Source organism: Kitasatospora sp. NPDC057904, assembly GCF_042887925.1.
Classification (GTDB): domain Bacteria; phylum Actinomycetota; class Actinomycetes; order Streptomycetales; family Streptomycetaceae; genus Kitasatospora.
The window spans coordinates 248,375-273,765 of sequence record NZ_JBHVOL010000005.1 but is presented as its reverse complement, the minus strand read 5'-3'; the positions used below and the strand labels follow the sequence as shown (position 1 = coordinate 273,765).

General features: G+C 72.5%; 21 protein-coding genes. 12 read left to right on the top strand and 9 right to left on the bottom strand.

Annotated features, from left to right (window positions below; translation table 11 throughout):
• Positions 1 to 371: 371 nt before the first annotated feature.
• The 7 genes from ACFVSN_RS15660 (at position 372) to trxA (ending at position 11,076) form a co-directional block, all read left to right on the top strand.
• Complete coding sequence (locus tag ACFVSN_RS15660; RefSeq protein WP_387955446.1) at positions 372 to 2,870, top strand: DUF6049 family protein; 2,499 nt, start codon at positions 372 to 374, stop codon at positions 2,868 to 2,870.
• Positions 2,871 to 2,927: 57 nt separating this feature from the next.
• Entirely contained in the window at positions 2,928 to 5,351 is a 2,424-nt protein-coding gene (gene murJ, locus ACFVSN_RS15655) for a murein biosynthesis integral membrane protein MurJ (protein WP_380507201.1), read from the top strand.
• A 305-nt stretch (positions 5,352 to 5,656) separates the two neighbouring features.
• Positions 5,657 to 7,690: a serine/threonine protein kinase gene (locus ACFVSN_RS15650; protein ID WP_387955444.1), complete on the top strand. Its 2,034-nt coding sequence runs from the start codon at positions 5,657 to 5,659 to the stop codon at positions 7,688 to 7,690.
• 33 nt (positions 7,691 to 7,723) lie between these two features.
• Positions 7,724 to 8,467, top strand: coding sequence for an RNA polymerase sigma factor SigM (gene sigM / locus ACFVSN_RS15645; protein WP_387955442.1), 744 nt, complete (start codon positions 7,724 to 7,726; stop codon positions 8,465 to 8,467).
• Positions 8,464 to 9,411 carry a hypothetical protein gene (locus tag ACFVSN_RS15640; RefSeq protein ID WP_387955440.1) on the top strand — a complete coding sequence of 316 codons (948 nt, stop codon included), beginning with the start codon at positions 8,464 to 8,466 and terminating at the stop codon, positions 9,409 to 9,411. Before sigM ends, ACFVSN_RS15640 begins: the two co-directional genes overlap by 4 nt.
• Positions 9,412 to 9,637: 226 nt before the next feature.
• A complete protein-coding gene (gene trxB, locus ACFVSN_RS15635) occupies positions 9,638 to 10,603 on the top strand; it encodes a thioredoxin-disulfide reductase (RefSeq protein WP_380441729.1) in 966 nt (321 codons plus the stop codon).
• Positions 10,604 to 10,749: 146 nt separating this feature from the next.
• Positions 10,750 to 11,076 carry a thioredoxin gene (gene trxA / locus ACFVSN_RS15630; RefSeq protein ID WP_380441731.1) on the top strand — a complete coding sequence of 109 codons (327 nt, stop codon included), beginning with the start codon at positions 10,750 to 10,752 and terminating at the stop codon, positions 11,074 to 11,076.
• A gap of 93 nt (positions 11,077 to 11,169) precedes the next feature.
• Here the strand turns inward: trxA and ACFVSN_RS15625 are convergent, their stop codons facing one another.
• From ACFVSN_RS15625 to rpmH, 9 genes are all read right to left on the bottom strand, one after another.
• Positions 11,170 to 11,787 carry a GNAT family N-acetyltransferase gene (locus ACFVSN_RS15625; protein ID WP_387955438.1) on the bottom strand — a complete coding sequence of 206 codons (618 nt, stop codon included), beginning with the start codon at positions 11,785 to 11,787 and terminating at the stop codon, positions 11,170 to 11,172.
• A gap of 125 nt (positions 11,788 to 11,912) precedes the next feature.
• Positions 11,913 to 12,983 (bottom strand): ParB/RepB/Spo0J family partition protein, encoded by a 1,071-nt coding sequence (locus ACFVSN_RS15620; protein WP_380441735.1) that lies wholly within the window; start codon positions 12,981 to 12,983, stop codon positions 11,913 to 11,915.
• A complete protein-coding gene (locus ACFVSN_RS15615; protein WP_380441759.1) occupies positions 12,980 to 13,930 on the bottom strand; it encodes a ParA family protein in 951 nt (316 codons plus the stop codon). Before ACFVSN_RS15615 ends, ACFVSN_RS15620 begins: the two co-directional genes overlap by 4 nt.
• A gap of 274 nt (positions 13,931 to 14,204) precedes the next feature.
• Positions 14,205 to 15,035 carry a 16S rRNA (guanine(527)-N(7))-methyltransferase RsmG gene (rsmG, locus tag ACFVSN_RS15610; protein WP_380498766.1) on the bottom strand — a complete coding sequence of 277 codons (831 nt, stop codon included), beginning with the start codon at positions 15,033 to 15,035 and terminating at the stop codon, positions 14,205 to 14,207.
• Between the two features lie 179 nt (positions 15,036 to 15,214).
• Entirely contained in the window at positions 15,215 to 15,745 is a 531-nt protein-coding gene (locus tag ACFVSN_RS15605; protein ID WP_359964154.1) for a R3H domain-containing nucleic acid-binding protein, read from the bottom strand.
• Between the two features lie 67 nt (positions 15,746 to 15,812).
• Positions 15,813 to 16,970, bottom strand: coding sequence for a membrane protein insertase YidC (gene yidC / locus ACFVSN_RS15600; RefSeq protein ID WP_380441737.1), 1,158 nt, complete (start codon positions 16,968 to 16,970; stop codon positions 15,813 to 15,815).
• Positions 16,967 to 17,338, bottom strand: a complete 372-nt coding sequence (gene yidD / locus ACFVSN_RS15595; RefSeq protein ID WP_380441739.1) for a membrane protein insertion efficiency factor YidD — start codon at positions 17,336 to 17,338, stop codon at positions 16,967 to 16,969. The genes yidC and yidD overlap by 4 nt, the downstream gene beginning before the upstream one ends.
• On the bottom strand, positions 17,335 to 17,763 hold the full coding sequence (rnpA, locus tag ACFVSN_RS15590) for a ribonuclease P protein component (RefSeq protein ID WP_380441741.1): 429 nt from the start codon (positions 17,761 to 17,763) through the stop codon (positions 17,335 to 17,337). The genes yidD and rnpA overlap by 4 nt, the downstream gene beginning before the upstream one ends.
• Before the next feature lie 18 nt (positions 17,764 to 17,781).
• On the bottom strand, positions 17,782 to 17,919 hold the full coding sequence (gene rpmH / locus ACFVSN_RS15585) for a 50S ribosomal protein L34 (protein ID WP_030059672.1): 138 nt from the start codon (positions 17,917 to 17,919) through the stop codon (positions 17,782 to 17,784).
• Positions 17,920 to 18,284: 365 nt separating this feature from the next.
• On the opposite strand from rpmH, the gene dnaA reads away from it, so the two are divergent.
• The 5 genes from dnaA (at position 18,285) to ACFVSN_RS15560 (ending at position 25,228) form a co-directional block, all read left to right on the top strand.
• Complete coding sequence (gene dnaA, locus ACFVSN_RS15580) at positions 18,285 to 20,084, top strand: chromosomal replication initiator protein DnaA (RefSeq protein ID WP_387955435.1); 1,800 nt, start codon at positions 18,285 to 18,287, stop codon at positions 20,082 to 20,084.
• Between the two features lie 976 nt (positions 20,085 to 21,060).
• On the top strand, positions 21,061 to 22,191 hold the full coding sequence (dnaN, locus tag ACFVSN_RS15575) for a DNA polymerase III subunit beta (RefSeq protein ID WP_359964163.1): 1,131 nt from the start codon (positions 21,061 to 21,063) through the stop codon (positions 22,189 to 22,191).
• A 240-nt stretch (positions 22,192 to 22,431) separates the two neighbouring features.
• Positions 22,432 to 23,307 (top strand): phosphogluconate dehydrogenase (NAD(+)-dependent, decarboxylating), encoded by an 876-nt coding sequence (gene gnd / locus ACFVSN_RS15570; protein WP_380498764.1) that lies wholly within the window; start codon positions 22,432 to 22,434, stop codon positions 23,305 to 23,307.
• 36 nt (positions 23,308 to 23,343) lie between these two features.
• Positions 23,344 to 24,477, top strand: a complete 1,134-nt coding sequence (recF, locus tag ACFVSN_RS15565; protein ID WP_380441747.1) for a DNA replication/repair protein RecF — start codon at positions 23,344 to 23,346, stop codon at positions 24,475 to 24,477.
• Between the two features lie 211 nt (positions 24,478 to 24,688).
• Positions 24,689 to 25,228, top strand: a complete 540-nt coding sequence (locus tag ACFVSN_RS15560) for a DUF721 domain-containing protein (RefSeq protein ID WP_380441749.1) — start codon at positions 24,689 to 24,691, stop codon at positions 25,226 to 25,228.
• Positions 25,229 to 25,391 lie beyond the last annotated feature (163 nt).

The window sequence follows — 25,391 nt, the reverse complement described above, 5'->3', positions numbered from 1 at the left end:
CGGTGCTGGAAGGATGGGTGAGGGCGGTGGGCTCATTGGCAGTGGACACGGCTCACAAGGGTACGTGCCCGCGCAGGTCAACCGCCCGCGCGTTTTCGGCGTCTCACCCCAAGACCCGCAACACCGCACCCGGTGCCGCATCGTTACCATGCCGGTGAACGAGTTCTCGGGCACCGGACAGGGGATTGCGGTGCCGCGTGCCACCACGGCCGGCCGGGCGACCGGAGGCCGCACTCTTCACGGCCGTCCCACCCGGCTGCTTCGCACGGCTGATCCTCTCGGCCCGCGGCGGCGGTCGCGGCACCGAGCGGCGAACAGCGTCAAGCGAACACCGACAGCAGCAGCGAGCGAGAACGGCGAGGGCGAAACGAGTGAGTGAGCCGGCACGGCACTCGGGCCTGGGGGCGCACGGACGGCCTGGACGGCCCGGGGACCCCGCCGACGGGCGGCGCCCCGGCCGCCGCACGGCCCGGCGGCTCGCGGCCGCCCTGGGAGCCGCGCTGGCGGTGGTCGCGGCCGCCCCGGCCGGCGCACTGCCGGCCGGCGGCAACGTGCCGGCCACGGACGGGTCGGTCTCGGCCGAGTCCCCGGTGATCATGACGATCGACACGGTGGCCCCGCAGGTGGCCAGCCCGAACGGCACGGTGACGATCACCGGGCACGTGACCAACGGCGGCAAGTCGGTGCTCAAGGGCGCCCACGCGGCCGTCCGCAAGCCGTCGCTGGGCAAGCCGCTGCAGCGGCGCAGCGAGCTGCAGAACGTGGTCGCCCGCACCGCCCCGCTCGGCGCGGACGGCATAGAGCTGGACAGCCCGCAGTACGCGCTGCCCGAGCTCGCCCCCGGCCAGAGCCAGGCCTACACCCTCGGTGTCGCGGTCAACGACCTCTCGCTGAACGGCGACGGCGTCTACGAGCTCGCGGTGGACGCCTGGGGCTCGACCGCGGACAACCAGCACGAGCGGGCGCTGGGCATCGCCCGCACCTTCCTGACGTACAGCTCGAACGCCGACGCCCAGCCGACCAGGGTCGCCACGGTCTGGCCGCTGGTGCACGGGCCGGAGCTGGCCGCGCAGACCGTCGCCGAGGGCGAGCAGACGCTCTCGGTGCTGCGCGACGACAGCCTGGCGACCGAGTTCGCCCCGGGCGGCCGGCTGTACGAGCTGGTGGACACCGGCTCGAAGCTGACCGGCCTGACCTGGACGATCGACCCGGACCTGCTGGACACCGCGTTCGCGATGACCAAGGGGTACAAGGTCCAGAAGCCGGGCACCGAGAAGAACGGCAAGCCGGCCAAGGACGACAACGTCGTCAACGGCACCGGGCAGGCGGCCGCGACGGCCTGGCTGGACAAGCTGCGGGCCGCCGTCGCCAAGCCCGGCAACCAGGTCGTGGCGCTGCCGTACGCCGACCCGGACGTCGCCTCGATCGCCCACAACGGCGCCGACCTGGGCGGCATGGGCACCGCCCTGAACAAGGCCGCCACCGCGGGCCGGCTGACGGTCGAAGGCCGGCTGTCCGTGGACACCCGCTCCGACGTCGCCTGGCCCTACCAGGGCTACCTGGACCAGCAGATCGCCGGCGTCGCCAAGCAGGCGGGCAGCGACCTGCTGCTGGTGAACGGCGCGAGCATGCCGGAGCCGGACGCGCTCAACCACACGCCGACCGCGGTGCGCCCGGTCGGCAACGGGCAGAACGCCCTCGTGGCGGACGAGACCGTCTCCGCCCTGTTCGACGGCGACCTGAGCACTCCGCAGGCGCAGACCCTGGCGACCCAGCGCTTCCTCGCCGAGACCTACGCGATCACCCACGAGCAGCCGCAGAACCAGCGCGGCCTGCTGGTCCTGCCGCCGCGCGACCTGACCGTGAGCACCGCCAAGGTGCTGGCGGGCGCCCTCCAGACGGCGGCGGGCGGCAAGTGGGTCGAGCCGGTCAAGCTGGACACCGTGGCGCAGGCCGCGCCCGACCCCGGCGCCGCCACCGCCGTCCCGGCCGCCGCCGACTACCCGGCCAAGGCCCGCGCCACCGAGCTGTCGGCCACCGACCTCAGCAACACCGACAGCGTCCAGTACGACCTCGACACCCTGATGCAGGTGCTCACCCTGCCGCAGCGCGTGCGCGGCCCGTTCAGCGCGGCCATGGTCCGTTCGCTGTCCACCGAGTGGCGCTCCGACGCGCCCGGGGGAGACGCGTACCGCGAAGGCGTGAAGAAGTACCTCGGCGAGCTGACCGGCGCGGTGCAGGTGCCCAAGAAGACGGTCGTCACGCTCGCCGGGAACACCGGCCAGCTCCAGGTCAGCGTCCGCAACGACCTCACCCAGACGGTCACCAACCTGAGCCTGCACCTCGTCTCGCACCAGCAGAACCGGCTGTGGGTCGCCCCGCAGGAGGACCTGGTCATCCCGGCCGCGCAGGGCGTCACCGTGCGGTTCCAGGCCCAGGCCCGCAACAACGGCCCGGTCCAGATGACCGCCCAGCTCTTCACCACCGGGCCCAACCCGCGCCCGTACGGCCAGGCGCAGAACTTCCAGGTGGAGGTCACCTCGGTGACCAACGGCGTGCTGTACGTCTTCGCGGGCGGGGTGCTGCTGCTCCTGCTGGCCGCCCTGCGGTTCTTCCGCCAGCGCAAGCGGCGGGCCGGGCAGCCGCACGAGGACGGCGACCAGCCGATCGGCGACGCCGGGACGGCCGGCCCGGGCGGGAAGCCCGAGGACACCGACGACGCGGACGACGCCGGCGACGCGGACCACGGGGGCCCCGGGGACCACGCCGTCGAGGACGGCCCCGCCGGTGACGATCCCGCGCAGACACCGCGCGGCAGCAGCGCCGATGGCCGGGATCGGACCTCCAGTGATGAGAAGGTTGGTCCTTGATACCGCCGACCCCGCACCCGACCGGGCCGGCCTCCCCCACGAACGCGAAGAGGTGACATGACCGGGCGCAGCGAGGAGCGGCCGCCGGGCCGCGGTGAGAACCGGCCGGGTGCCGAGTCGCCGTCCGGCGACTGGTACGTGGCCGACACCTACGCCCAGGACCCGTACGCCGCCGACGCGTACCGGGCCCCGCAGGACGGCCAGGACCCGTACGGCCTCCGGGCCGCCGGGCCCGCCGCACCGCAGCCGCAGGCCGCCGCGTACGACGTGCCGCCGCAGCTGCCGCCGCAGGCCGGCGGCTACCCCGCGCCGGTCCCGCCGACGCCGTTCGCACCGCCGGTCCCGCCGGTGCAGCCCGGCTGGGACACCCCGGTCGGCTGGCGGGAGCCCGGCGGCGAGGCCCAGGCGGCCGGCGGTCAGTGGGGTGGCGCGGAGCAGCCGCAGCAGCAGTGGGAGCCCGGCCCCGCGCACTCCCGGTGGGACTCCGAGACCACCGAGTACGTCGGCGTGGACGCGCTGTTCGGCAGTGGCCGGGCGGAGGGCGCGGCCCCGCCGCAGGCGCCCCGGCCCGCGCCCGTGCCGCCGGTCGCCCCCGTGCCGTCCGGCCCCGCGCCGTTCCCGCCCGTGGGCGGGTACCCGGCGCAGGAGGGCCGCGGCGACGGGCCGCGCCCGTTCGTGCCCCCGATCGAGTTCGACCCGCCGCTCTCGGAGGAGGAGGCCACCATGCAGGTGGCCGCGGTGGCGCTGCCGCCCGCGGTCGAGCCGCTGGAGGACCTCGCCGCCGAGGAGCACGCCGTGCAGGCGCCGCCCGCGGAGTCCGCGCCGGCGGCCGGCGGCGGCAAGGTCGCGAGCCTGCTGAACTCCAGCGCGATCATGGCGGCCGGCACGCTGGTCTCCCGCGGCACCGGCTTCCTGCGCACGATGGTGATCGCGGGCGCGATCGGCATCGCCGTCATGGGCGACTCCTACAACGCGGCGAACACCCTGCCGACCCTGCTGTACATCCTGATCGGCGGCGGCGCGCTGAACGCCGTCTTCGTGCCGCAGCTGGTCCGCAGCATGAAGAACGACGAGGACGGCGGCACCGCCTACGCCAGCCGGCTGCTCACCCTGGTGATGGTCGGCCTCGGCGGCGTGGTGTTCCTCGCCGTGCTCGGGGCGCCCGTCCTGGTGCAGCTCATCGCGCACCCGATGATGGAGAACGCGGCCCGCGCCGAGACCACCGTCGCACTGGCCCGGTACTGCCTGCCCACCATCTTCTTCATGGGCATCCACGTGGTGATGGGCCAGATCCTCAACGCCCGCGGCCGGTTCGGCGCGATGATGTGGACCCCGGTCCTCAACAACATCGTGGTGATCTTCACCTTCGCCGCCTACATCTGGGTCTACGGGGGCTTCAACTCCACCCAGGTGACGCCGGAGAACATCACCCCCGAGGGCGTGCGGCTGCTCGGCCTCGGCACGCTGATCGGCCTGGTCGTCCAGTCGCTGGCGATGATCCCGTACCTGCGGGCGGCCGACTTCCACTTCCGTCCGCGCTTCGACTGGCGCGGCCACGGCCTCGGCAAGGCCGCCCGCCTCGCCAAGTGGACGTTCTTCTTCGTCCTCGCCAACCAGGCCGGCTACCTCGTCATCACCCAGCTGGCCACCGCGGCCGGCAGTGCCGCCGAGCACGGCGGCCACGGCGGCGTCGGCCTCGCCGCGTTCTCCAACGCGCTGCTGATCTGGCAGCTGCCGCAGGCCGTCATCACCGTCTCGATGATGAGCGCGGTGCTCCCCCGGCTCTCCCGGGCGGCGGCCGACGACGACGCCGGCGCCGTCCGCGACGACCTCTCGTACGGGCTGCGCACCACCGCGGTGGCGGTCGTCCCGGCCGCGTTCCTGTTCCTGGCCCTCGGCCCGGCGATCGGCCGCTCGATCTACGCGGTCGGCGGCGGCACCGCCTCCCTGGACAACGCGACCAACGTCGGCCTGATGCTGTCCGCCTTCGCGCTCGGCCTGATCCCGTACTCGGCGCAGTACGTCATGCTGCGCGGCTTCTACGCCTACGAGGACACCCGGACGCCGTTCTCCAACACCGTCTGGGTGGCGGCCTGCCAGGCCGGCTTCTCGCTGGTCTGCTGGTTCGCCCTGCCGCCGCAGTGGACGGTGACCGGCATGGCCTTCGGCTACGGCCTCGCCTACGCCGTCGGGGTGACGGTGGCGGCGCCGAAGCTGAAGAAGAAGATCGGCGGGCTGGACACCAAGAGCATCGGCCGGACCTACAGCCGCCTGGCCGCCGCGTGCGTCCCGGCCGCCCTGGTCGGGCTCGGCGTCAGCCTGGCGGTCCAGCGCGCGCTCGGCGGCTGGCCGGGCAGCGTCGCCTCGGTCGTCGTGGCGGGCGGCCTCCAGCTGGCCGTGTTCGTGCTCATCGCGAAAAGGCTCCGGATCGAGGAGCTCAACGCCATGCTCGGCATGGTGCGCGGCCGGCTCGGCCGCTGACCCGACGCACCAACCGGCCGGACCGGCCGACGCCCTGAGCGGGCGTCAACCGTGAGGATCGGCTCACGGGCCGGTCCGGCCCGGCACCGGGCCGCCACCCGCACCGGGACCGCCCGGCCCCGCTGGTGGCGGCCCGGTGTCGGTTCTGCACCACATCTCTCCACCTCCAGGCAACCGAGCGGCCCCCTCAGCGGTCGTACCCGGTGGAGAAGAGTGGGCACAATTGTCCTGGAGCACAGGGCCGCCAACCCGCGGGCTCCAGCGACTCTCTCAGCCGGGGCGACACAAGGGGAGGCAGGACCACGGTGGCTGATGGCACCAAGGCGGTCGTCGACACGTCAGCAGCTGACGCGGCGGCGGACGACGCCGCACTGGCCGCGGCGATCGACGAGCTCGCGGGCGCGAAGACCGCCCCGGGCGACGACGTCCCCTCCTCCGGCACCTGCGCCCCGGACGGCCCGGCGGCCACCGCCGACTCCGGCTCTCCCGCCGACGGCACCTCGGCCGACGAGGACGCCCAGGTCGGTGAGGAGGCGTCGATCGGCGAGGAGACTTCACTCGGTGAGGCGGCCTCGCTCGGTGAGGAGACTTCGGAGATCACCGCGCCGCTCTCGGTCGACGAGATCGCCGCCGAACTCGCCGCCGGCGGCAAGGCGAAGAAACCGGCCGGGGCCCCGCAAGCGGCCGACGGCACCCCCCGCCGCGCACCCACCGACCCGCAGCCCACCCTCGACCCGCGCGACACCTCCACCCTCCCCCGCACCCTCCCCGCCCCGATGCGGCACAGCGGCGACAAGATCGGCCACCGGTACCGGCTGGAGGAGTGCATCTCCCACACCGAGACCTTCAGCAGCTGGCGCGCCGTCGACGAGAAGCTGCGCCGGGCGGTCGGCGTCCACCTGATGGCCTCCGGCCACCAGCGCGCCCGCAAGGTGCTCGCCGCCGCCAAGTCCGCCGCCCTGCTCGGCGACCCGCGCTTCGTCCAGGTCCTGGACGCCGTGCAGGAGGGCGAGCTGGTCTACGTCGTGCGGGAGTGGCTGCCGCACGCCTCCGACCTCGCCAAGCTGCTCGCCGGCGGCCCGATGGAGCCGCACGAGGCGTACCAGATGGTCCGCCAGGTGACCGACGCGGTCGCCGCCGCCCACCGGCGCGGCCAGGCCCACCTGCGGCTCACCCCCCGCTGCGTGCTGCGCACCGACAGCGGCCAGTACCGGATCAACGGCATCGCGGTGGACGCCGCCCTGCGCGGGCTGCCCGCCGAGGGCGACACCGACGACGCCGAGCGCGCCGACACCCGTGCCATCGGCGCGCTGCTGTTCGCCGCGCTCACCCACCGCTGGCCCTACCCGGAGGACCGCTACGACCTCCAGGGCCTGCCGAAGGGCCTCCAGAACGCCGCCCCCGACCAGGTCAGGGCCGGCGTCCACAAGGGCCTGTCCGAGCTCGCCGCGCGCGCCCTGTTCGACCACCCGCCGCACCACGCCCAGCCGATCACCACGCCGGAGGAGCTGGCCAAGGCGATCGCGCTGATGCCCCGCATCCGCCAGCCCGAACCCGAGCTGCCCGTCTTCACCCCGCCGCCCCGGCACAACACCCACGCCCTGCCGACCGCGCCCAACCCGACCCGGGTCATCGACGGTCCCGTCGTGCCGCCGCTGCCGCCGCAGGCCCGTCCCCGTCCGTCCGCCGTCCGCCGCACCCGGCGCCGGCTGCGCCGGGTGGTCAAGGCGACGGCCTGGACGGTCGCCCTGGGCGCCATCGGCGTCGCCTCCTGGCAGGCCGTCGACCACCTGCGCAACAACGGCTCGGCCATCGCCGCCCCGCAGCCGTCGGTCAGCACCGCCGCACCGAGCGCGCACGCGGCCACGCACACGCCGGTCCCGATCCCCGTCAAGGACGCGATCTCGTACAACCCGAGGGGCGACTCCCCGGAGTCCACCTACCTGCTCCCGAAGGTCTTCGACGGCGACCCGAACACCTCCTGGGTGACCAAGAGCTACGTCGACCCGTTCGGCCCCAAGCCCCCGCTCAAGGACGGCACCGGCCTGCTCATCGACCTCGGTTCGCCGCAGTCGGTCAGCTCGGTGAACGTCCAGTTCGGCGGCCTCCACACGGCCGAGCTGCGGGTGCCGAACGCCCAGGCCTCCGCCAACCCGGCCTCGGCCCAGCCCGAGGCCTACACGGTGCTGGACAAGCAGAGCGGCTCCACCGTCGACTTCACCCTCACCAGCCCGACGACCACGCGCTACCTCTTGATCTGGCTGACCAGTCTGCCCAAGGATCCGAATGACAGCGGCAGGTACCGTGGGCAGGTCAACGAGGTCAAGGTCTTCGGCTGACCGGACGACCGCGCACACCGACGGCAAGGGCAGGTGACAGTGGCGGACGACGACGCGACGCTGCTCGCGCGGCACGTCGCCGGCGACCCGGACGCCTTCGGGCAGCTGGTGAACCGCCACCGCGACCGGCTCTGGGCGGTCGCCCTGCGCACGCTGGGCGACCGGGAGGAGGCGGCCGACGCGCTCCAGGACGCCCTGGTCTCCGCCTTCCGTGCCGCACCCGGCTTCCAGGGCCGCTCCGCCGTCACCACCTGGCTGCACCGGATCGTGGTCAACGCCTGCCTGGACCGCGCCCGCCGCAGCGCCACCCGCCGCACCAGCCCGCTGGACGACGACCCGCAGCGGCTGGACACCCTGGTCGGCGCCGCCGAGCCCGCCGACTCCCCCGTCGTCCGGGCCGAGGTGCACCGCGAGGTGACGGCGGCGCTCGCCGAACTGCCCGCCGACCAGCGGGCCGCCCTGGTCCTGGTCGACATGCAGGGCTACCCGGTCGCCGAGGCCGCCGAGCTGCTGGGCGTGCCGGTCGGCACGGTGAAGAGCCGCTGCGCCCGGGGCCGGGCCCGCCTGCTGCCGCTCGTCCGCCACCTCCGCGAGGGCGGCGGAGGCGATGTTCCACGTGAAACGGCGTCCTCCCCGGGCGCCGCACCACCACGGCGGAACGCGCCGGGGAACGCGCCGAAGAAGGCGCCGGGGAACCCAAGTGGCGCCCGCACCGTCACAGGAACAGGCCCCGACAACGGCCGGACGATTCTGGAAGGAGACGCGAGCACGCGATGACGGTCCCCTTCTCCTCCCCCGACCCGTCCGACCCCACCGACTCCTCCGGGTCCCACCCCTCCGTCGACGAGCTCGCCGACCTCGCCGAGGAGCTGATCGAGGACGCCGCCGCCGTCGAGGCCCTGCACCGGCACCTGGCCGGCTGCGCCGAGTGCCGCGAGACCGTTGATGCGCTCGGCGAGGTCCGGGCGCTGCTGGGCGGGGTCGAGGCCCCGCCGATGCCGGCCGACGTCGCGGCCCGGCTGGACGCCGCCCTCGCCGACGAGGCCGCCCGGCGCGACGCCTCCGACGGGCCGTACGAGGCCCCCGGGAGCACGCGCGGACCCGCCGCCCCGACCCCGCCGCCCCGACCCGCCACGGCGCCCGCAGCGCCACCCGCGCGGGCCGTCGGCGCCACCGGTCCCGGCCGTCCCCGCTCCCGGCGGCGGCGTGCCGGTCTCCTGCTCGGTGCCGCCGCCGCGCTCGCCGCGATCGGCCTCGGCGGCGCACTGCTGTACCCGGCGGACTCCGGCTCCCAGAAGTCGGCCTCCTCGGCCGCCGCGCCGGCCACCGCCGACGCCGGGCACAGCTCCAAGGGCGGACACGCCCTGGGCGGGGGCACCGAGTACCGCGACGACCAGCTCGCCGCCCAGGTCCAGAAGCTCCTGGCCGGCTCGGGCGCCGTCGTGGGCTCGCCCCCGAACGGCGTCGCCAAGCCCTCCGCCGCGGCACCGGCCGAAGGGCGGCAGCCGCTCACCTCGGAGCCGGCGCCCGGAGCCGGCCGGACCTGCCAGGCCCCGGACGCGGCCACGGGCACGCCGCTGGCCACCGACCACGGCACGTACGCCGGGTCCCCGGTGGAGGTCCTGGTCTACGCCGTGCCCGGCAAGCCCGGCGAGGTCGACGTCTACCTGCAGTCACCCGCCTGCACGGTCGTGCTGCACCGCGAGGTCCCCGCCCATTGACCGGCCCGGCCCCGGTGGTGCTTCCGGAACTCCTCCGGAACCCTCCCGGAACCCGTCCGGTTCCCGTGCGATCGACGCCCGGGCCGCCACGCCGCTTCCGGAGTGCGGGCACCTGGTACTGATCCGCCTGGGAATGCGAGACACTGGTCAGTCGTTGTCCCGGGCGGCGGAGCAGGACCGCCCTCCCCGCAGCAAACGCGGGTCGCGATGCTAACCAGGAGATGCAGTGAGCGACGTCCGTAACGTGATCATCATCGGTTCCGGCCCGGCCGGCTACACCGCCGCGCTCTACACGGCCCGTGCCTCCCTGAAGCCGCTGGTCTTCGAGGGTGCCGTCACCGCCGGTGGTGCGCTGATGAACACCACCGAGGTCGAGAACTTCCCGGGCTTCCGGGACGGCATCATGGGCCCGGAGCTGATGGACAACATGCGCGCCCAGGCCGAGCGCTTCGGCGCCGAGCTGGTCCCGGACGACATCGTCGCGGTCGACCTCACCGGTGACATCAAGACCGTCACCGACTCCGAGGGCAACGTGCACCGGGCCCGCGCCGTGATCGTCACCACCGGCTCCCAGCACCGCAAGCTGGACCTGCCGAACGAGGACAAGCTCTCCGGCCGCGGCGTCTCCTGGTGCGCGACCTGCGACGGCTTCTTCTTCCGCGACCAGGACATCGCGGTCGTCGGCGGCGGTGACACCGCCCTGGAGGAGGCCACCTTCCTGTCCCGCTTCGCCCGCAGCGTCACGATCATCCACCGGCGGGACACCCTGCGCGCCTCCAAGGCGATGCAGGAGCGCGCCTTCGCCGACGAGAAGATCCGCTTCGAGTGGGACAGCGCGGTCGAGGCCATCCACGGCGACCCGAAGCTGAGCGGCGTGACCCTGCGCGACACCACCACCGGCGAGACCCGCGAGCTGGACGTCACCGGTCTGTTCATCGCGATCGGCCACGACCCGCGCACCGACCTGTTCAAGGGCCAGCTGGACCTCGACGCCGAGGGCTACCTCAAGGTCGAGGCCCCCTCCACCCGGACCAACATCCCGGGCGTGTTCGGCGCCGGCGACGTCGTCGACCACACCTACCGCCAGGCCATCACCGCGGCCGGCACCGGCTGCTCGGCCGCCCTGGACGCCGAGCGCTACCTCGCCGCGCTGGACGACCTGGAGGCCAAGGCCGCCGCCGTCGCGGTCTGAGTCCCGCCGCACCGACCGATCCCCCGCGGGGGTGCCCAGCCGGTGTTCCACGTGGAACACCCCCGCTCCGGCCAGGCAGAAACAGAACGGGTCCGCCCGTTGTTCTCCTGGCAGCAGCCCTCACCGTCCGAACCCGAGGAGTCCCCGTGGCCGGCGCCACCACCACCGTCACCGACGCGACGTTCCAGGCCGACGTCCTGGACAGCGACAAGCCCGTCCTGGTCGACTTCTGGGCCACCTGGTGCGGCCCGTGCCGCCAGGTCGCCCCGATCCTGGAGGAGATCGCGGCCGAGCACGGCGACAAGCTGACCATCGCCAAGCTCGACGTGGATGCCAACCAGGTGACGGCCGCCCAGTACAACGTCATCTCGATCCCGACCCTGATCGTGTACAAGGGCGGCGAGCCGGTGAAGTCCATCACCGGTGCCCGTCCGAAGGCCGCGCTGCTGCGCGAGCTGGCCGAGTACATCTAGGTCCTCGACCACCTGCGGAGGCGGGGCTCCCCATCACCGGGGAGCCCCGCCTCCGTCGTTTCCGGCACGGCCCCCGGCCGGCGGCGGCCCGGATCAGAACGGCCGCAGAGCCGGCTCCTTGCGGGCGCCGCCGAGCAACCGCTCCAACGCCACTTCCACATCGCCGCGCCAGGACAGCGTGGTCCGCGCCTCCAGCCGCAGCCGCGGGTAGCGGGCGTGCGGCCGGACCGTCTTGAAGCCCACCGCGAGCAGGTGGTCGGCCGGGAGCACGCAGCTCGTCGGCACCCGTCCCGTCGCACCGAAGGCCTCGATCGCGCGCACGCCGCGCCCCACCAGGTCCTTGGCCACCGTCTGCACGAGCACCCGGCCCAGCCCCTGCCGCTGGTAACCCGGCAGCACCCGGCTGACCATCAGCTGGACCGCGTCCGGCGACACCGGACTGGTCGGGAAGGACTGCGAGCGCGGCACGTAGGCCGGCGGCGCGTAGAGCACGAACCCGGCGGGCTGGTCGTCCACGTAGGCGATCCGGCCGCAGGAGCCCCACTCCAGCAGCACCGCGGAGATCCACCCCTCCTTCTCCAGCTCGGGCTTGCCGGACTCCACCGCCGCCTTCCCGCTCACCGGGTCCAGCTCCCAGAACACGCAGGAGCGGCAGGTCGTCGGCAGATCCGCGAGGTTGTCCAGCGTCAGCGGAGCGATCCGGCGTCCCATGCCCCGTACCTCCTCGTCCACTCCACAGTCGAGCATTCCCCCCGAACGCCGATGGGTGCATGTTTCACGTGAAACAGCACTCACGCGGAACATGCACCCATCGGGTCACGCCTCTTCGACCGGCCTCAGCCCTGCGACAGCCGCAGTCCGTCCTCGCCCGGGGCCAGGCTGTCCAGGATCCGGTTCAGGTCCTCGACCGAACCGAACTCCAGCACCACCTTGCCCTTGCCGAGCTTGCCGCCGCGCTGCGTCACCTCGACCTTGACCCGGGTGTCGAAGCGGTCCGACAGCCGGCTCGCCAGGTCGTTGAAGGCCGGGGAGTTCAGCTTGCCCGCCTTCGGCGCCTGGCGCTTCGGCTTCTCCTCCAGGCCCATCAGCTTGACGATCTCCTCGGTGGTCCGCACCGAGAGGCCCTCGCGGTTGATCCGCGCGGCCAGCTCCTCCTGCCGCTCCGGGTCCGCCAGGCTCACCAGCGCCTTGGCGTGCCCGGCCGACAGCACCCCGGCGGCCACCCGGCTCTGGACCGCGGGCGGGAGCTTCAGCAGCCGCAGCGTGTTGGTGACGTGCGGACGCGAGCGGCCGATCCGGTCCGCGAGCTCGTCATGGGTGCAGGAGAAGTCCCCCAGCAGCTGGTCGTAGGCGGCCGCCTCCTCCAGCGGGTTCAGCTCCGCCCGGTGCAGGTTCTCCAGGAGGGCGTCCAGCAGCAGCTTGTCGTCCTCGGTGGCCCGGACGATCGCCGGGATCCGGTCCAGCCCCGCCTCCCGGGAGGCGCGCCAACGGCGCTCGCCCATGATCAGCTCGTAGCGCTCCGGCCCGACCTGGCGCACCACGACCGGCTGGAGCAGACCCACCTCCTTGATGGAGGCGACCAGCTCGGCCAGCTTGTCCGGGTCGAAGACATCACGCGGCTGACGCGGGTTGGGCGTGATCCCGTCGATCGGCAGCTCGGCGAAGAATGCCCCGGGCACCGGCGCCGGCTGCTCTCGCAGGCTCTCCACGGCCACCCTGGCGGCCACCGTTCCGCGACCGCCCGGCAGCACCGGCACGGCCGTCGGCGAGACGGCTCCGGTCGCCACCACCGAGGCCGGCCCGGGCACGGCCGTGGCGGGCTGCCCCGCAGCCCCGCCGTCCGTCGGCGCCGCGGGGCCGATCAGCGCCCCGAGCCCCTTACCCAGACCCCTGCGACCACCACTCACTGCTGACCCTCCGTCGTACCGTGCTGTGCCACCGGGGCGCCGTGCCCCGTACCGCTGCCGCTGCGCTGCTGGCCCACCAGTGAGCCCCCGGCCTGGCCCACCGCACGCAGCGCGAGCTCCCGGGCGGCCTCCAGGTAGGAGAGCGCACCGGTGGAACCCGGGTCGTAGGTGAGCACCGTCTGACCGTAGCTGGGCGCCTCCGAGATGCGCACCGAACGCGGGATCGCCGTGCTCAGCACCTCCTGCGGGAAGTGGGTCCGGACCTCGTCGGCCACCTGGGCGGCCAGCCTGGTCCGGGCGTCGTACATGGTGAGCAGGATGGTCGAGACGTGCAGCGAGGGGTTGAGGTGCGCGCGCACCAGCTCGACGTTGCGCAGCAGCTGGCCGAGGCCCTCCAGCGCGTAGTACTCGCACTGGATCGGGATCAGCACCTCCTGGCCGGCCACCAGGGCGTTGACCGTCAGCAGGCCCAGCGAGGGCGGACAGTCGATCAGGATGTAGTCCAGCGGCTGCTCATAGGCGGCGATGGCGCGCTGGAGGCGGCTCTCCCGGGCCACCAGCGACACCAGCTCGATCTCCGCGCCGGCCAGGTCGATGGTGGCGGGGACGCAGAAGAGCCCCTCGACGTCCAGCACCGGCTGCACCACGTCGGCGAGCGGCTTGCCCTCCACAAGGACGTCGTAGATCGACGGCACCTCGGCGTGGTGGTCGATGCCGAGGGCGGTGGAGGCGTTGCCCTGCGGGTCGAGGTCGACGACCAGGACGCGCAGTCCGTGCATCGCGAGCGAGGCGGCCATGTTGACGGTGGTCGTCGTCTTGCCGACCCCGCCCTTCTGGTTGGCGACCACGATCACCCGGGTCGCGGCGGGCCTGGGAAGGCCCTCACCCGCCCGGCCGATCGCCTGGACCGCAGCCTGGGCAGCACGCGCGATGGGCGTGTCATCGATCTGGTCGATGGTCTCCGAGTCCTGCATGGGGGTCAGTGTTTCACGTGAAACCGGAGCGGCAACAGTCGCAGCCCGGCCGCGACTCAGGATTCCGGAGAGCAAGGAGCGACGTTTCACGTGAAACACCATGCCCGCTATGTCGGAAATCTGACGTTGCGACACTCCGGTGACCGTACAGCGGCCCGCTCTTCACCTCAATGACGACGGGCGGGTGGCCCTCCCGAACAGGGAGGGCCACCCGCCCGTCGTGGCGAGTGTCGAGCGTCACCCGGGGTCAGCGGCCCCGGCGGCGCCCGCCCCGGCCGCGCTCACCGGTGCGGGGGGCCGCGGTCCGGCCCGCCCGGGCCGCCTTGGCCCGCCGGGTCGCCGCCTTCACCCCGCCGGGGCTCTCCCCCGCCTTGACCTGGACCACCCGGGTCGAGGTCTCCAGGGTGCCCTCACCGACCGAGATGACGCTCCACTCGACCGCGCCGAGCTTGGTCAGCCCGGCCCGCGAGTCGGCCAGCTCCTGCTCGGCGCTGTCGCCCTTGAGCGCCAGCATCTGCCCGTGCGGGCGGAGCAGGGGCATGCCCCAGCCGGCCAGCCGGTCCAGCGGGGCCACCGCCCGGGCGGTCACCACGTCCACCGCGAGCTTGCCGACCATCTCCTCGGCCCGGCCGCGGAGCACGGTGACGTTCTCCAGGGCCAGCTCGCGGACGACCTCCTCCAGGAAGGTGGTCCGCCGCAGCAGCGGCTCCAGCAGCGTCACCGAGACGTCCGGACGGGCCAGCGCCACCGGGATGCCCGGCAGACCGGCGCCGGAGCCGACGTCGCACAGGGTGGTGCCGGCCGGCAGCAGCTCGGCGAGCACCGCGCAGTTCAGCACGTGCCGGTCCCAGAGCCGGGGCACCTCGCGCGGCCCGATCAGCCCGCGCTGGACGCCCGCGGTGGCCAGCAGCTCGGTGTAGCGGACCGCGGCGTCGAAGCGCTCGCCGAAGACCTCCCGGGCGGCGGCCGGCGCCTCGCCGGGCCCGCCCGCGGCGGGCGGCGCGGCGCCCTCGCCCTCAGCGGCCGGATTGACGGCACCCGCCCCCGGCTGGCCGTCAGCCGTGCTCTCCGTGTCCATCTCGACCTCTCCGATCCCCGGATCCACCGACCCGCTCTCCCGCACAGTTCCACGTGAAACATCTGTCGCCGGGCCACCGCCCCGCGAAGGGACGACGACCCCGCCCGCACGAGGCGGACGGGGTCGCGTCCTGTGAAGCGCACCGGTCGCCGGGGCGACCGGTCGTCGACCTGTCGGCCTCAGGCCGGCAGCACGACCACGCACCGCTGGGGCTCTTCGCCCTCGGACTCGCTGCGCAGACCCGCCGCGGCGACCGCGTCGTGGACCACCTTGCGCTCGAAGGGCGTCATCGGCCGCAGCTTGACCTGCTCGCCCGTGCGCTTGGCCTGCTCGGCCGCCTTGGCGCCGAGCGCGGCCAGCTCCTCCCGCTTGCGGGCCCGGAAGCCGGCAATGTCCAGCATGAGGCGGCTGCGCTCACCGGTCTCCCGGTGGACGGCCAACCGGGTCAGCTCCTGCAGGGCCTCCAGCACCTCACCGTCCTGGCCGACCAGGCGCTGGATCGCCCGGTCGTTGCCGTCGCTGACGATGGAGACCAGGGCGCGGTCGCCCTCGACGTCCATGTCGATGTCACCGTCGAGGTCGGCGATGTCGAGCAGACCCTCCAGGTAGTCCGCCGCGATGTCGCCCTCCTGCTCCAGACGGGAGATGAGGCTCTCGTCGGCGCTGGCGGCGGCCTCGGCCTCGACGGCGGAGGTGGTGCCTTCCGTCACTGATGGACTCCTTCGGAGATGAGGCCCAGGTTGGGTGGGCCGGGAACGAAGCTCTGGACGAAGCCGGTCAGGACTTCTTCTTCGGCCGCTGGCCGCCGCGCTTCGGCTGCTGACGGGCGGTGCCGGGCTTGGCGCCGCCGGGTCGGGAGGTGCCGGGCTTGGCGGCGGCCGGCGTGGCGCTGCCGGCGTCGGCCGGAACGGCGTCCGCGGGCTCCTCCTCCGCCGGGGCGTCCTTGGTCAGGCTCGCGGTCTGGCCGCCGGTGTGCTGGCGCTGGGCCTTGGTCTGCTTGCGCGGCTGCTGGCGACGCGCCTGCACCGACTCCTCGACCGTCGCGGAGGCCTCGGCGGCCGCGGTGAGGGCCGCCTTCGACGGGGGCAGCATGCCCCACAGGGCACCCTTGATCTCCGAGCCGTCCGGGTTCAGGCGACCGGCCTTCTTGAGGCGCACCTGCCGCTCGTCCCAGGCCTTGCTGCCCGGAGTCGGGTTGTTGCGGATGACGATCAGCTGCTGGCCCATCGACCAGACGTTGGTGGTCAGCCAGTAGACCAGGACACCGACCGGGAAGTTGATGCCCATGACGGCGAACATGAGCGGGAAGACGTACATCAGCATCTTCTGCTGCTGCATGAACGGCGTCTTCACCGTGAGGTCGACGTTCTTGGTCATCAGCTGGCGCTGGGTGATGAACTGCGACGCCGACATCATGATGATCATCACCGCGGTGACGATCTTGACGCTGGTCTCACCGCTGCTGACGAAGGTCGCGGAGAGCGGGGCACCGAAGATGTGCGCCTTGCCGGCGCTCAGCAGCAGGTCGCCGTGGATGACGCCGATGTCGTGGCCCTTGGCCACGTTGGCGAGCACACCGTAGAGAGCGGTGAAGAACGGCGCCTGGACGATGATGGGAAGGCAGCTGGAGAACGGGTTGGTACCCGCATCCTTGTACAGCTTCATCATCTCTTCGGACTGGCGCTGCCGGTCGTTCTTGTAGCGCTCCTGGATGGCCTTCATCTTCGGCTGGATCGCCTGCATGGCCCGGGTCGCCTTGATCTGCTTCACGAAGAGCGGGATCAGGCAGATCCGGATGACGACCACCATCGAGGCGATGGACAGACCCCAGGCCCAGCCACCGTCCGGGTCGAAGACGTTGCTGTACAGCGTGTGGAACTGGACGATGATCCAGGACACCGCTGTGTACAAGGGGTTCAGGAAGGAGAAGGTCACCGGTCAGGCTCCTTGGACATGAGGATCGGCCGCTCGGGGCCAATGGTCGCCGGGCCCTCGGGGGCCGGACCGGCGGGGTTGGTGGCCACCGGCGCCCCGGTGGCGGACCGGCTGCTCAGCCGGTCTCGCAACCGGCGGTGCCACACCGGGTGCTTGCGCGGCGGGACGTGATCGACCCCGCCGGGGCTCCACGGATTGCAGCGCAGGATGCGCCAGACGGTCAGCCCGCCGCCCTTGACCGCCCCGTGCACCTTCACGGCCTCGAAGCCGTAGTGCGAACAGGAGGGGTAGTAGCGGCAGACCGGACCGAGCAGTGGGCTGATCGTCCACTGGTAGACCCTGATCAGACCCATCAGCAGGTACTTCATCGCCCTGCTCCCGTCGGCGCCATCGTGGCGGGCTCCGCCTTCAGCAACCGCTTGAGCGCCGCGTCCAGGTCGCGTTCGAGGTCCTGGTACGAGGCGGACGCGGCCTGGGGCAGCGCACGCACCACTATCAGGCTACCGGCGGGCAGCCTGGACAGACGATCACGTACGAGGTGACGCAACCGGCGCTTGACCAGGTTGCGAACGACCGCCGGGCCAACGGCCTTGCTCACGACGAAACCCGCACGCGCCGAAGGAGTCCCCTCGGCGACGTGCGGGCGGGAGTCGCTGGTCCGGTCGGCCTGGCCCTTGGGGTCACCGTCTCTGCTGAGATGGACGACCAACAGGGGCCGGCCGGCCCGACGACCGCGTTTCACCGCGGTCGCGAAGTCCTGGCGCCGCCGCAGCCGATTCTCGGAGGGCAGCACAACAGACTCTGTCGTGGATCAGGCGGACAGACTGGCGCGGCCCTTGCCACGGCGGGCGGCCAGGATGGCGCGGCCGGCGCGGGTACGCATACGCAGCCGGAAGCCGTGGGTCTTCGCGCGACGACGGTTGTTCGGCTGGAAGGTGCGCTTGCTCACTCGGGGGCTCCTGAGGTGAATCGTAGGATGACGGGAAGTCGCTTGGCCGTCACCGTGCGTCCGCGTGATCTCCCCTGATTCGGAAATCCGGCCCGTTTCCCCAGTTCGGCTGGGGTTTGAGGCAATCCACGGCGCCCGTGCTGCGCGCCTTATGGAGCGGGTGGACCCGCGGACATGCGGCAGCGGCCATCGACAACTCGACCTGGTTACGGTACGCGGGACGGGGCACGAGGGTCAAACCAGCCGTCCCGGACGGCCCGGCTCGTCCGGTTTGCCCACAGCCTGTGGACAACGACTTGATCCGGCTCTGTTCGCTGACTACCGTTGCAGGACTTGTCTGGTTTGTTCTTGGAAAGCGTGCACCAGTGGCTGATGTCAACAGCGACCTCGTCCCGGTCTGGGCGAGGGTCGTCGAGCGGCTGGTCAACGACCCGGACGTCGGCGAGATGGACAAGCAGTGGGTGCAGCGCACCCAGCCGATGTGGATGATGCACGACACCGCCCTGCTGGCGACCCCGAACGAACGGGCCAAGCAGGTGCTGGAGGGCCGGCTGCTGCCGCAGCTGACCGAGGCCCTCAGCCGTGAACTCAGCCGCCCGGTGCGCATCGCCGTGATGGTCGATGCCAACGCCGTCCCCACGACCCCCGCGCCGGCCCCCCACGCCCCCGTGGAGCCCTACCCGGGCCCCGTCCAGGACGACGGCTACGGCGGCCAGGGCTACCAGCAGCCGTACGAGCAGGACTACGACCGCCCCCGGTACGACACCGGCGGCTACGAGCAGCGCCCCGCGCCCTACGGCGGTCCGGCGGCGCCCCACTCCTGGTCCGGCTACCAGGACCACGACAGCCAGTACCACGACATCGAGGACGAGCCCGCGCCCCGTACGGTGCAGCGCCCGATGCCCGGCCCGCCCGCGACCACCCAGGGCGACCTCTTCGGCGGCGCCTACGGCCCCGGCCCGAACGAGCAGCCCCGCACCACCGGCGGCCGCCGCTCGCCCGGCGCACGCCCCGGTGGCGGGCGCCCGTCCGACAAGCCCGCGCCGGAGCGCGCCCTCGAGCGCCCCGCGGTGCCCGGCGTGCCCGCGCCCCCCGGGGCTCCCCCGGCCGGCGGCTCGCGCAAGGACGAGCCGGCCGCCCGGCTGAACCCCAAGTACCTCTTCGACACCTTCGTCATCGGCGCGAGCAACCGCTTCGCGCACGCGGCGGCGGTCGCGGTCGCCGAGGCCCCGGCCAAGGCGTACAACCCGCTCTTCATCTACGGCGAGTCCGGACTGGGCAAGACCCACCTGCTGCACGCCATCGGGCACTACTCGCGCAGCCTCTTCCCGGGCACCCGCGTGCGGTACGTGTCCTCGGAGGAGTTCACCAACGAGTTCATCAACTCGATCCGGGACGGCAAGGCGGACACCTTCCGCAAGCGCTACCGGGACATGGACATCCTGCTCGTGGACGACGTGCAGTTCCTCGCGCAGAAGGAGTCCACGCAGGAGGAGTTCTTCCACACCTTCAACACCCTGCACAACGCGAACAAGCAGATCGTCCTCTCGTCGGACCGGCCGCCCAAGCTGCTGACCACGCTGGAGGACCGGCTGCGCAACCGCTTCGAGTGGGGTCTGATCACCGACGTCACCCCGCCGGAGCTGGAGACCCGGATCGCGATCCTCCGCAAGAAGGCGATCCAGGAGCAACTCAACGCCCCGGCCGACGTGTTGGAGTTCATCGCGTCCCGGATCACCCGCAACATCCGGGAGTTGGAGGGCGCCCTCATCCGGGTCACCGCCTTCGCCAACCTCAACCGGGCGCCGGTGGACCTGGAGCTGGCCGGCATCGTCCTCAAGGACCTGATCCCGGGCGGGGACGAGGACGCGGGCCCCGAGATCACCGCGCAGGTCATCATGCAGCAGACCGCGGCCTACTTCGGGCTGGGCGTGGACGACCTCTGCGGATCCTCGCGCAGCCGCGTGCTGGTGACCGCGCGTCAGATCGCGATGTACCTGTGCCGGGAGCTCACCGACCTGTCGCTGCCGAAGATCGGCGCGCAGTTCGGCGGCCGCGACCACACCACGGTGATGCACGCGGACCGCAAGATCCGCTCGCTGATGGCGGAGCGGCGCTCGATCTACAACCAGGTCACCGAGCTCACCAACCGCATCAAGAGCTAGTACTCCCAGGGCCGTTGGGGCCGCCGCCGGCACTTCTGCGGAAGGCCGGCCGCGGCGCGACCCGCCGAGGGCGTCAGGGGCGATCCTGACGCCCTCTCGGCATATCCACAGGTGTGCATCACCCGAATGCGGGGCAGGGATGCCTCGACGGATGCTCCGCCAGTCCACAGTCGGCGTCGAACATCTGACCGGTGATTCGAAAACCGGCAGCGCAGGGGGCGCTCGTCCACAGGTGACGGGCTTTCTCCACCGTCCACAGGGTGCGACGCCCGAAGTTATCCAGAATTCCTCCACAGGCGGGCCGCCGCTACGCTCTTCCGCGCAGGTCAGGTGCCTGTGGACTTGTGCACAACCGTTATCCACAGGGTGTGGACAATTGACGGGCCACCAGTGGGCCGTTCGGGTTATCCACCGCTCGTCCCCAGGATCGGGGCGGTTATCCACAGGTTGTCCACAGCGGCGTCCACAGTTCGACAACTTTGGGGTACCGTTCATGCCCTGGTGTGAAAGGCGTCACGAAAAGTTGACCGGGCCCCGTGGATAACCGGGCCCGGATCTGGGGACGGCGCTGGGGAAAACCTGTGGATACGTTCGGTGCCCTGTGGGTAACGCTCCGCCGTCCACAGCGGGCCCTGTCCGTCCACAGCCGCCATCCACACCCACTGTGGACAAAATTCGGGGGCTGACCTGCGGAAACGGGGTTATCCACGGTTTCCACAGGCCCTACTACTACCACTACACAGTTAGACCCATCGATGCGTTTCAAAGCAGGTGGGCCCGAAATCTGTGGACAACCGTCGCCCGACATCTGTTCGGGTTGCTTCCGCCCGTCTGCCCCGTCTGTCGGCGGAGTACGTCAGACTGTCCTCGGCAACTGGAAGCGGAGTGGCAGAGCTCGGCGGACAGCCAGACCGACGATCAAGATCAGACGAACCAGAGTGCGAGCGGGAGCGCTCGATCCAGGAGGCGGTTACCGGTGAAGTTCCGGGTGGAGCGTGACGTCCTCGCGGAGGCGGTGGCCTGGGCTGCCCGCAGCCTCCCGGCACGGCCGCCGGTGCCGGTGCTGGCCGGCCTGCTGCTGACGGCACAGGATGGCAGCCTGGCCCTGTCCGGCTTCGACTACGAGGTCTCGGCCCGGGTCGAGCTGGAGGCCGACATCGAGGAGGCCGGCACCGTCCTGGTCTCCGGTCGCCTGCTGAACGACATCTCGCGCAACCTCCCCAACAGGCCTGTGGAGATCTCCACCGACGGCCAGCGGGTCAGCGTGGTCTGCGGCAGCTCCCGGTTCACCCTCCCCACCCTCCCGGTGGACGAGTACCCGGCACTGCCCCAGATGCCCACCGCCACCGGCACCGTCTCGGGCGACGTCTTCGCCTCCGCGGTCAGCCAGGCCGCCGTGGCCGCCGGCCGTGACGACACCCTCCCGGTGCTGACCGGCGTCCGGGTCGAGATCGAGGGCGACCGGATCACCCTGGCCGCCACCGACCGCTACCGCTTCGCCGTGCGCGAGCTGCTGTGGAAGCCCGAGCAGTCGGACATCTCCGCCGTCGCGCTGGTCCCGGCCAAGACCCTGCAGGACATCGCCAAGTCCCTGGGCAGCGGCGACAACGTCTCGATCGCGCTGTCCTCGGGCGGCGCCGGCGAGGGCCTGATCGGTTTCGAGGGCGCCGGCCGCCGCACCACCACGCGGCTGCTGGAGGGCGAGTTCCCCAAGTTCCGCAGCCTCTTCCCGACCGAGTTCAGCGCCGTCGCCGCGATCCAGACCCAGCCGTTCCTGGAGGCGCTCAAGCGCGTCTCGCTGGTCGCCGAGCGCAACACCCCGGTCCGGCTCAGCTTCGAGCAGGGCGTGCTGACCCTGGAGGCTGGCTCGGGCGACGACGCCCAGGCCACCGAGCGGGTCGACGCCGACCTGGAGGGCGACGACATCTCGATCGCCTTCAACCCGGGCTACCTGGAGGAGGGCCTCAAGGCCATCGACTCCGCCTACGCCCAGCTGAGCTTCACCACCCCGACCAAGCCCGCCCTCCTGAGCGGCAAGGCCTCGGTGGACGCCGAGGAGGACAAGGCGTACCAGTACCTGATCATGCCGGTCCGCCTCTCGGGCTGATGCTGGTGACCGGCATGATCCCGGGGGTGTGGGGGTCGTCCCCCACAGGACTCCGCATGCCGGTCCGCCTCTCCGGCTGACCTACACGAGCGATACCCACAGGCCGTACCCACAGCCTGTGGACGGCCTCCCCCGGTCGGCCCGGACCGGGGGAGGCCCTGTGCGTTCAGCGCGTAGGCTCAGGGAGTGTGCGGCAACGGCGCCGCCGGCAGGCACGTCACCACAGGTAAGGACTTGGTCATGGAGCTCGGCCTCATCGGTCTCGGCAAGATGGGCGGCAACATGCGCGAGCGGATCCGCCGCGCCGGCCACACCGTCATCGGCTACGACCGCAACCCGGACGTCTCCGACGTCGAGAGCCTGCAGGAACTCGTCACCAAGCTCCAGGGCCCGCGCGTGGTCTGGGTGATGGTCCCGGCCGGCGCCGCGACCCAGGCGACCGTGGACGAGCTCGCCGAGCTGCTGTCCCCCGGTGACGTCGTGGTCGACGGCGGCAACTCCCGCTGGACGGACGACATCAAGCACGCCGAGGCGCTGGCGGCCAAGGGCATCGGCTTCGTCGACTGCGGCGTCTCCGGCGGCGTCTGGGGCCTGGAGAACGGCTACGCCCTGATGTACGGCGGCGACGCCGAGCACGTCGCGCGGGTCCAGCCGGTCTTCGACGCGCTCAAGCCCGAGGGGGACTTCGGCTCGGTGCACGCGGGCGCCGTGGGCGCCGGCCACTTCGCCAAGATGGTCCACAACGGCATCGAGTACGCGATGATGCAGGCCTTCGCCGAGGGCTGGGAGCTGCTGGAGGCCGCCCCCGAGGTCACCGACGTGCGCGAGGTCTTCCGCAGCTGGCAGGAGGGCACCGTCATCCGCTCCTGGCTGCTGGACCTGGCCGTCCGCGCCCTGGACGACGACGAGCACCTGGAGAAGCTGCGCGGTTGGGCCGCCGACTCCGGCGAGGGCCGTTGGACCGTCGAGGCCGCGATCGACCACGCCGTGCCGCTGCCGGCGATCACCGCCTCGCTGTTCGCCCGCTTCGCCTCGCGCCAGGACGACTCGCCGCAGATGAAGATGATCGCCGCGCTGCGCAACCAGTTCGGTGGCCACGCGGTCGAGTCCAAGTAGCCCCTCCCCACCAGAAGGCGAGCGCAGTCCACAGCCATGCACGTCGCGCACCTGTCGCTCGCCGACTTCCGGTCGTACGCCCGGGCCGAGGTGCCCCTCGACCCGGGCGTGACGGCCTTCGTCGGTCCCAACGGCCAGGGCAAGACCAACCTGGTCGAGGCGATCGGCTACGTCGCCACCCTGGGCAGCCACCGGGTGGCGACCGACGCGCCGCTGATCCGGCTGGGCGCCGAGCGCGCGGTGATCCGCACCTCCGTGGTGGACCGCGGCCGCTCCACCCTGGTCGAACTGGAGCTCACCCCCGGCAAGGCGAACCGGGCCAGGATCAACCGCTCCGACAACGTCCGCCCGCGCGACGTGCTGGGCCTGTTGCGCACCGTGCTGTTCGCCCCCGAGGACCTCAGCCTGGTCAAGGGCGACCCCGGTGAGCGCCGCCGCTTCCTCGACGAGCTGCTGACCGCCCGCGCCCCCCGCCTGGCCGGCGTGCGGCAGGACTACGAACGGGTGCTCAAACAGCGCAACGCGCTGCTGAAGACCGCCGCGATGGCCCGCCGGGCCGGTGGCGGCAAGGGCGCCGACCTCTCCACCCTGGAGGTGTGGGACGGTCACCTCGCCCGAGCCGGAGCCGAGTTGACGGCCTTCCGGATCCAGCTGGTGGCGGCCCTGCAGCCGCTGGTGACGGCCGCGTACGGGCAACTGGCGCCCGGCGGCGGGGACACCGCGCTGGAGTACCGCAGTTCCTTCGAGGGCGAGTTGCCGGCCAGCCGCGAGCAGGCCGAGGAACAGCTCCTCCAGGCCCTGCAGGCGGTGCGCAGGCAGGAGGTCGAACGCGGGATCACCCTGGTCGGCCCGCACCGCGACGAGCTCGGGCTCAAGCTGGGCCCGCTGCCCGCCAAGGGCTACGCGAGCCACGGCGAGTCCTGGTCGTTCGCGCTCGCGCTGCGGCTGGCCTCGTACGAACTGCTGCGCGCCGACGGCGGTGAGCCGGTGCTGATCCTGGACGACGTCTTCGCCGAGCTCGACGCGGCCCGCCGGGACCGGCTGGCCGAGCTGGTGGCCGACGGCGAGCAGGTCCTGGTGACCGCCGCGGTCGCCGAGGACGTGCCGAAGGCGCTGGCCGGCGCCCGCTTCGCGGTGGCCGACGGCGCCGTGCGCCGCGTCGACGCCTGATCCTCCACGCGATCTCCCTCAGGCGATCTTTCTCAGGCGATCCCCCCACGGGCTTGCCGCGCGGGCACGGCTCCGCCGCGCGCCTGACTTTCACGATTCCTTCGTAGAGCCCCCCGGTCGCCCCCGCCGGTGGGCGGATCCCGACCGTCCCACCGCTCCCGTACGCTGGACCGCTCGACCGTTGTCCACAGGCTGGGGAAAGGAGATCGCCGTGAGCGAGTCCGCGGAGACCTCCCCGCAGCCCGGCGCCGACCGGCCGACCGGTGCCGACCTCGCCCGTTCGGCGCTGCGGGCGGCCCGGGCGCAGGCGCGTCAGCGCGGCGAGCAGGTCCAGCAGAAGCGCGAGGCGAAGCGGCACGGCCTGCGCAGCGGGGCCCGTTCGGACGGCCGCGACCCGGTGCCGCTGGGCGCGGCGCTGAACCGGCTGCTGACCGAGCGGGGCTGGGAGTCCTCGGCCGCGGTCGGCGGGGTGATGGGCCGGTGGCCGCAGATCGTCGGCCCGGACATCGCCGCGCACTGCCACCCGTCCTCCTACGACGACCAGGCCGCGGTGCTCACCGTGCAGTGCGACTCGACCGCCTGGGCCACCCAACTGCGCTGGCTGGCCCGGCAGTTGGTGGCCCGTCTGAACCACGAGCTGGGCCACGGCACGGTCCGCACCATCAAGGTGCTCGGTCCGGCCGCACCGGCCCGCGGCTACGGCCGGCTGCGCGCCCCGGGCAGCAAGGGACCGGGCGACACCTGGGGCTGATCGCGGGCGCGGGCCCGTCCTCGGAGGAGGGCGACCGGACCACGATCTTCCGGAACCCCTGACAGCCCTTCCAGGCGCTCTGGGCCCCCCGGTCGAGTATCGGGACATGTGCAGAGGGGATTCAGGGCGGCATATCTGCCCTCAAGGGCTGCCAAAGGCCCAT

Excerpts from the sequence above, each read along its gene's own strand:
- ACFVSN_RS15625 (WP_387955438.1), bottom strand. The coding sequence starts at position 11,787 with ATGGGACGCCGGATCGCTCCGCTGACGCTGGACAACCTCGCGGATCTG.
- yidD (WP_380441739.1), bottom strand. The coding sequence starts at position 17,338 with ATGAAGTACCTGCTGATGGGTCTGATCAGGGTCTACCAGTGGACGATC.
- rsmG (WP_380498766.1), bottom strand. The coding sequence starts at position 15,035 with ATGGACACGGAGAGCACGGCTGACGGCCAGCCGGGGGCGGGTGCCGTC.
- recF (WP_380441747.1), top strand. The coding sequence starts at position 23,344 with ATGCACGTCGCGCACCTGTCGCTCGCCGACTTCCGGTCGTACGCCCGG.
- ACFVSN_RS15640 (WP_387955440.1), top strand. The coding sequence starts at position 8,464 with ATGACGGTCCCCTTCTCCTCCCCCGACCCGTCCGACCCCACCGACTCC.
- murJ (WP_380507201.1), top strand. The coding sequence starts at position 2,928 with ATGACCGGGCGCAGCGAGGAGCGGCCGCCGGGCCGCGGTGAGAACCGG.
- gnd (WP_380498764.1), top strand. The coding sequence starts at position 22,432 with ATGGAGCTCGGCCTCATCGGTCTCGGCAAGATGGGCGGCAACATGCGC.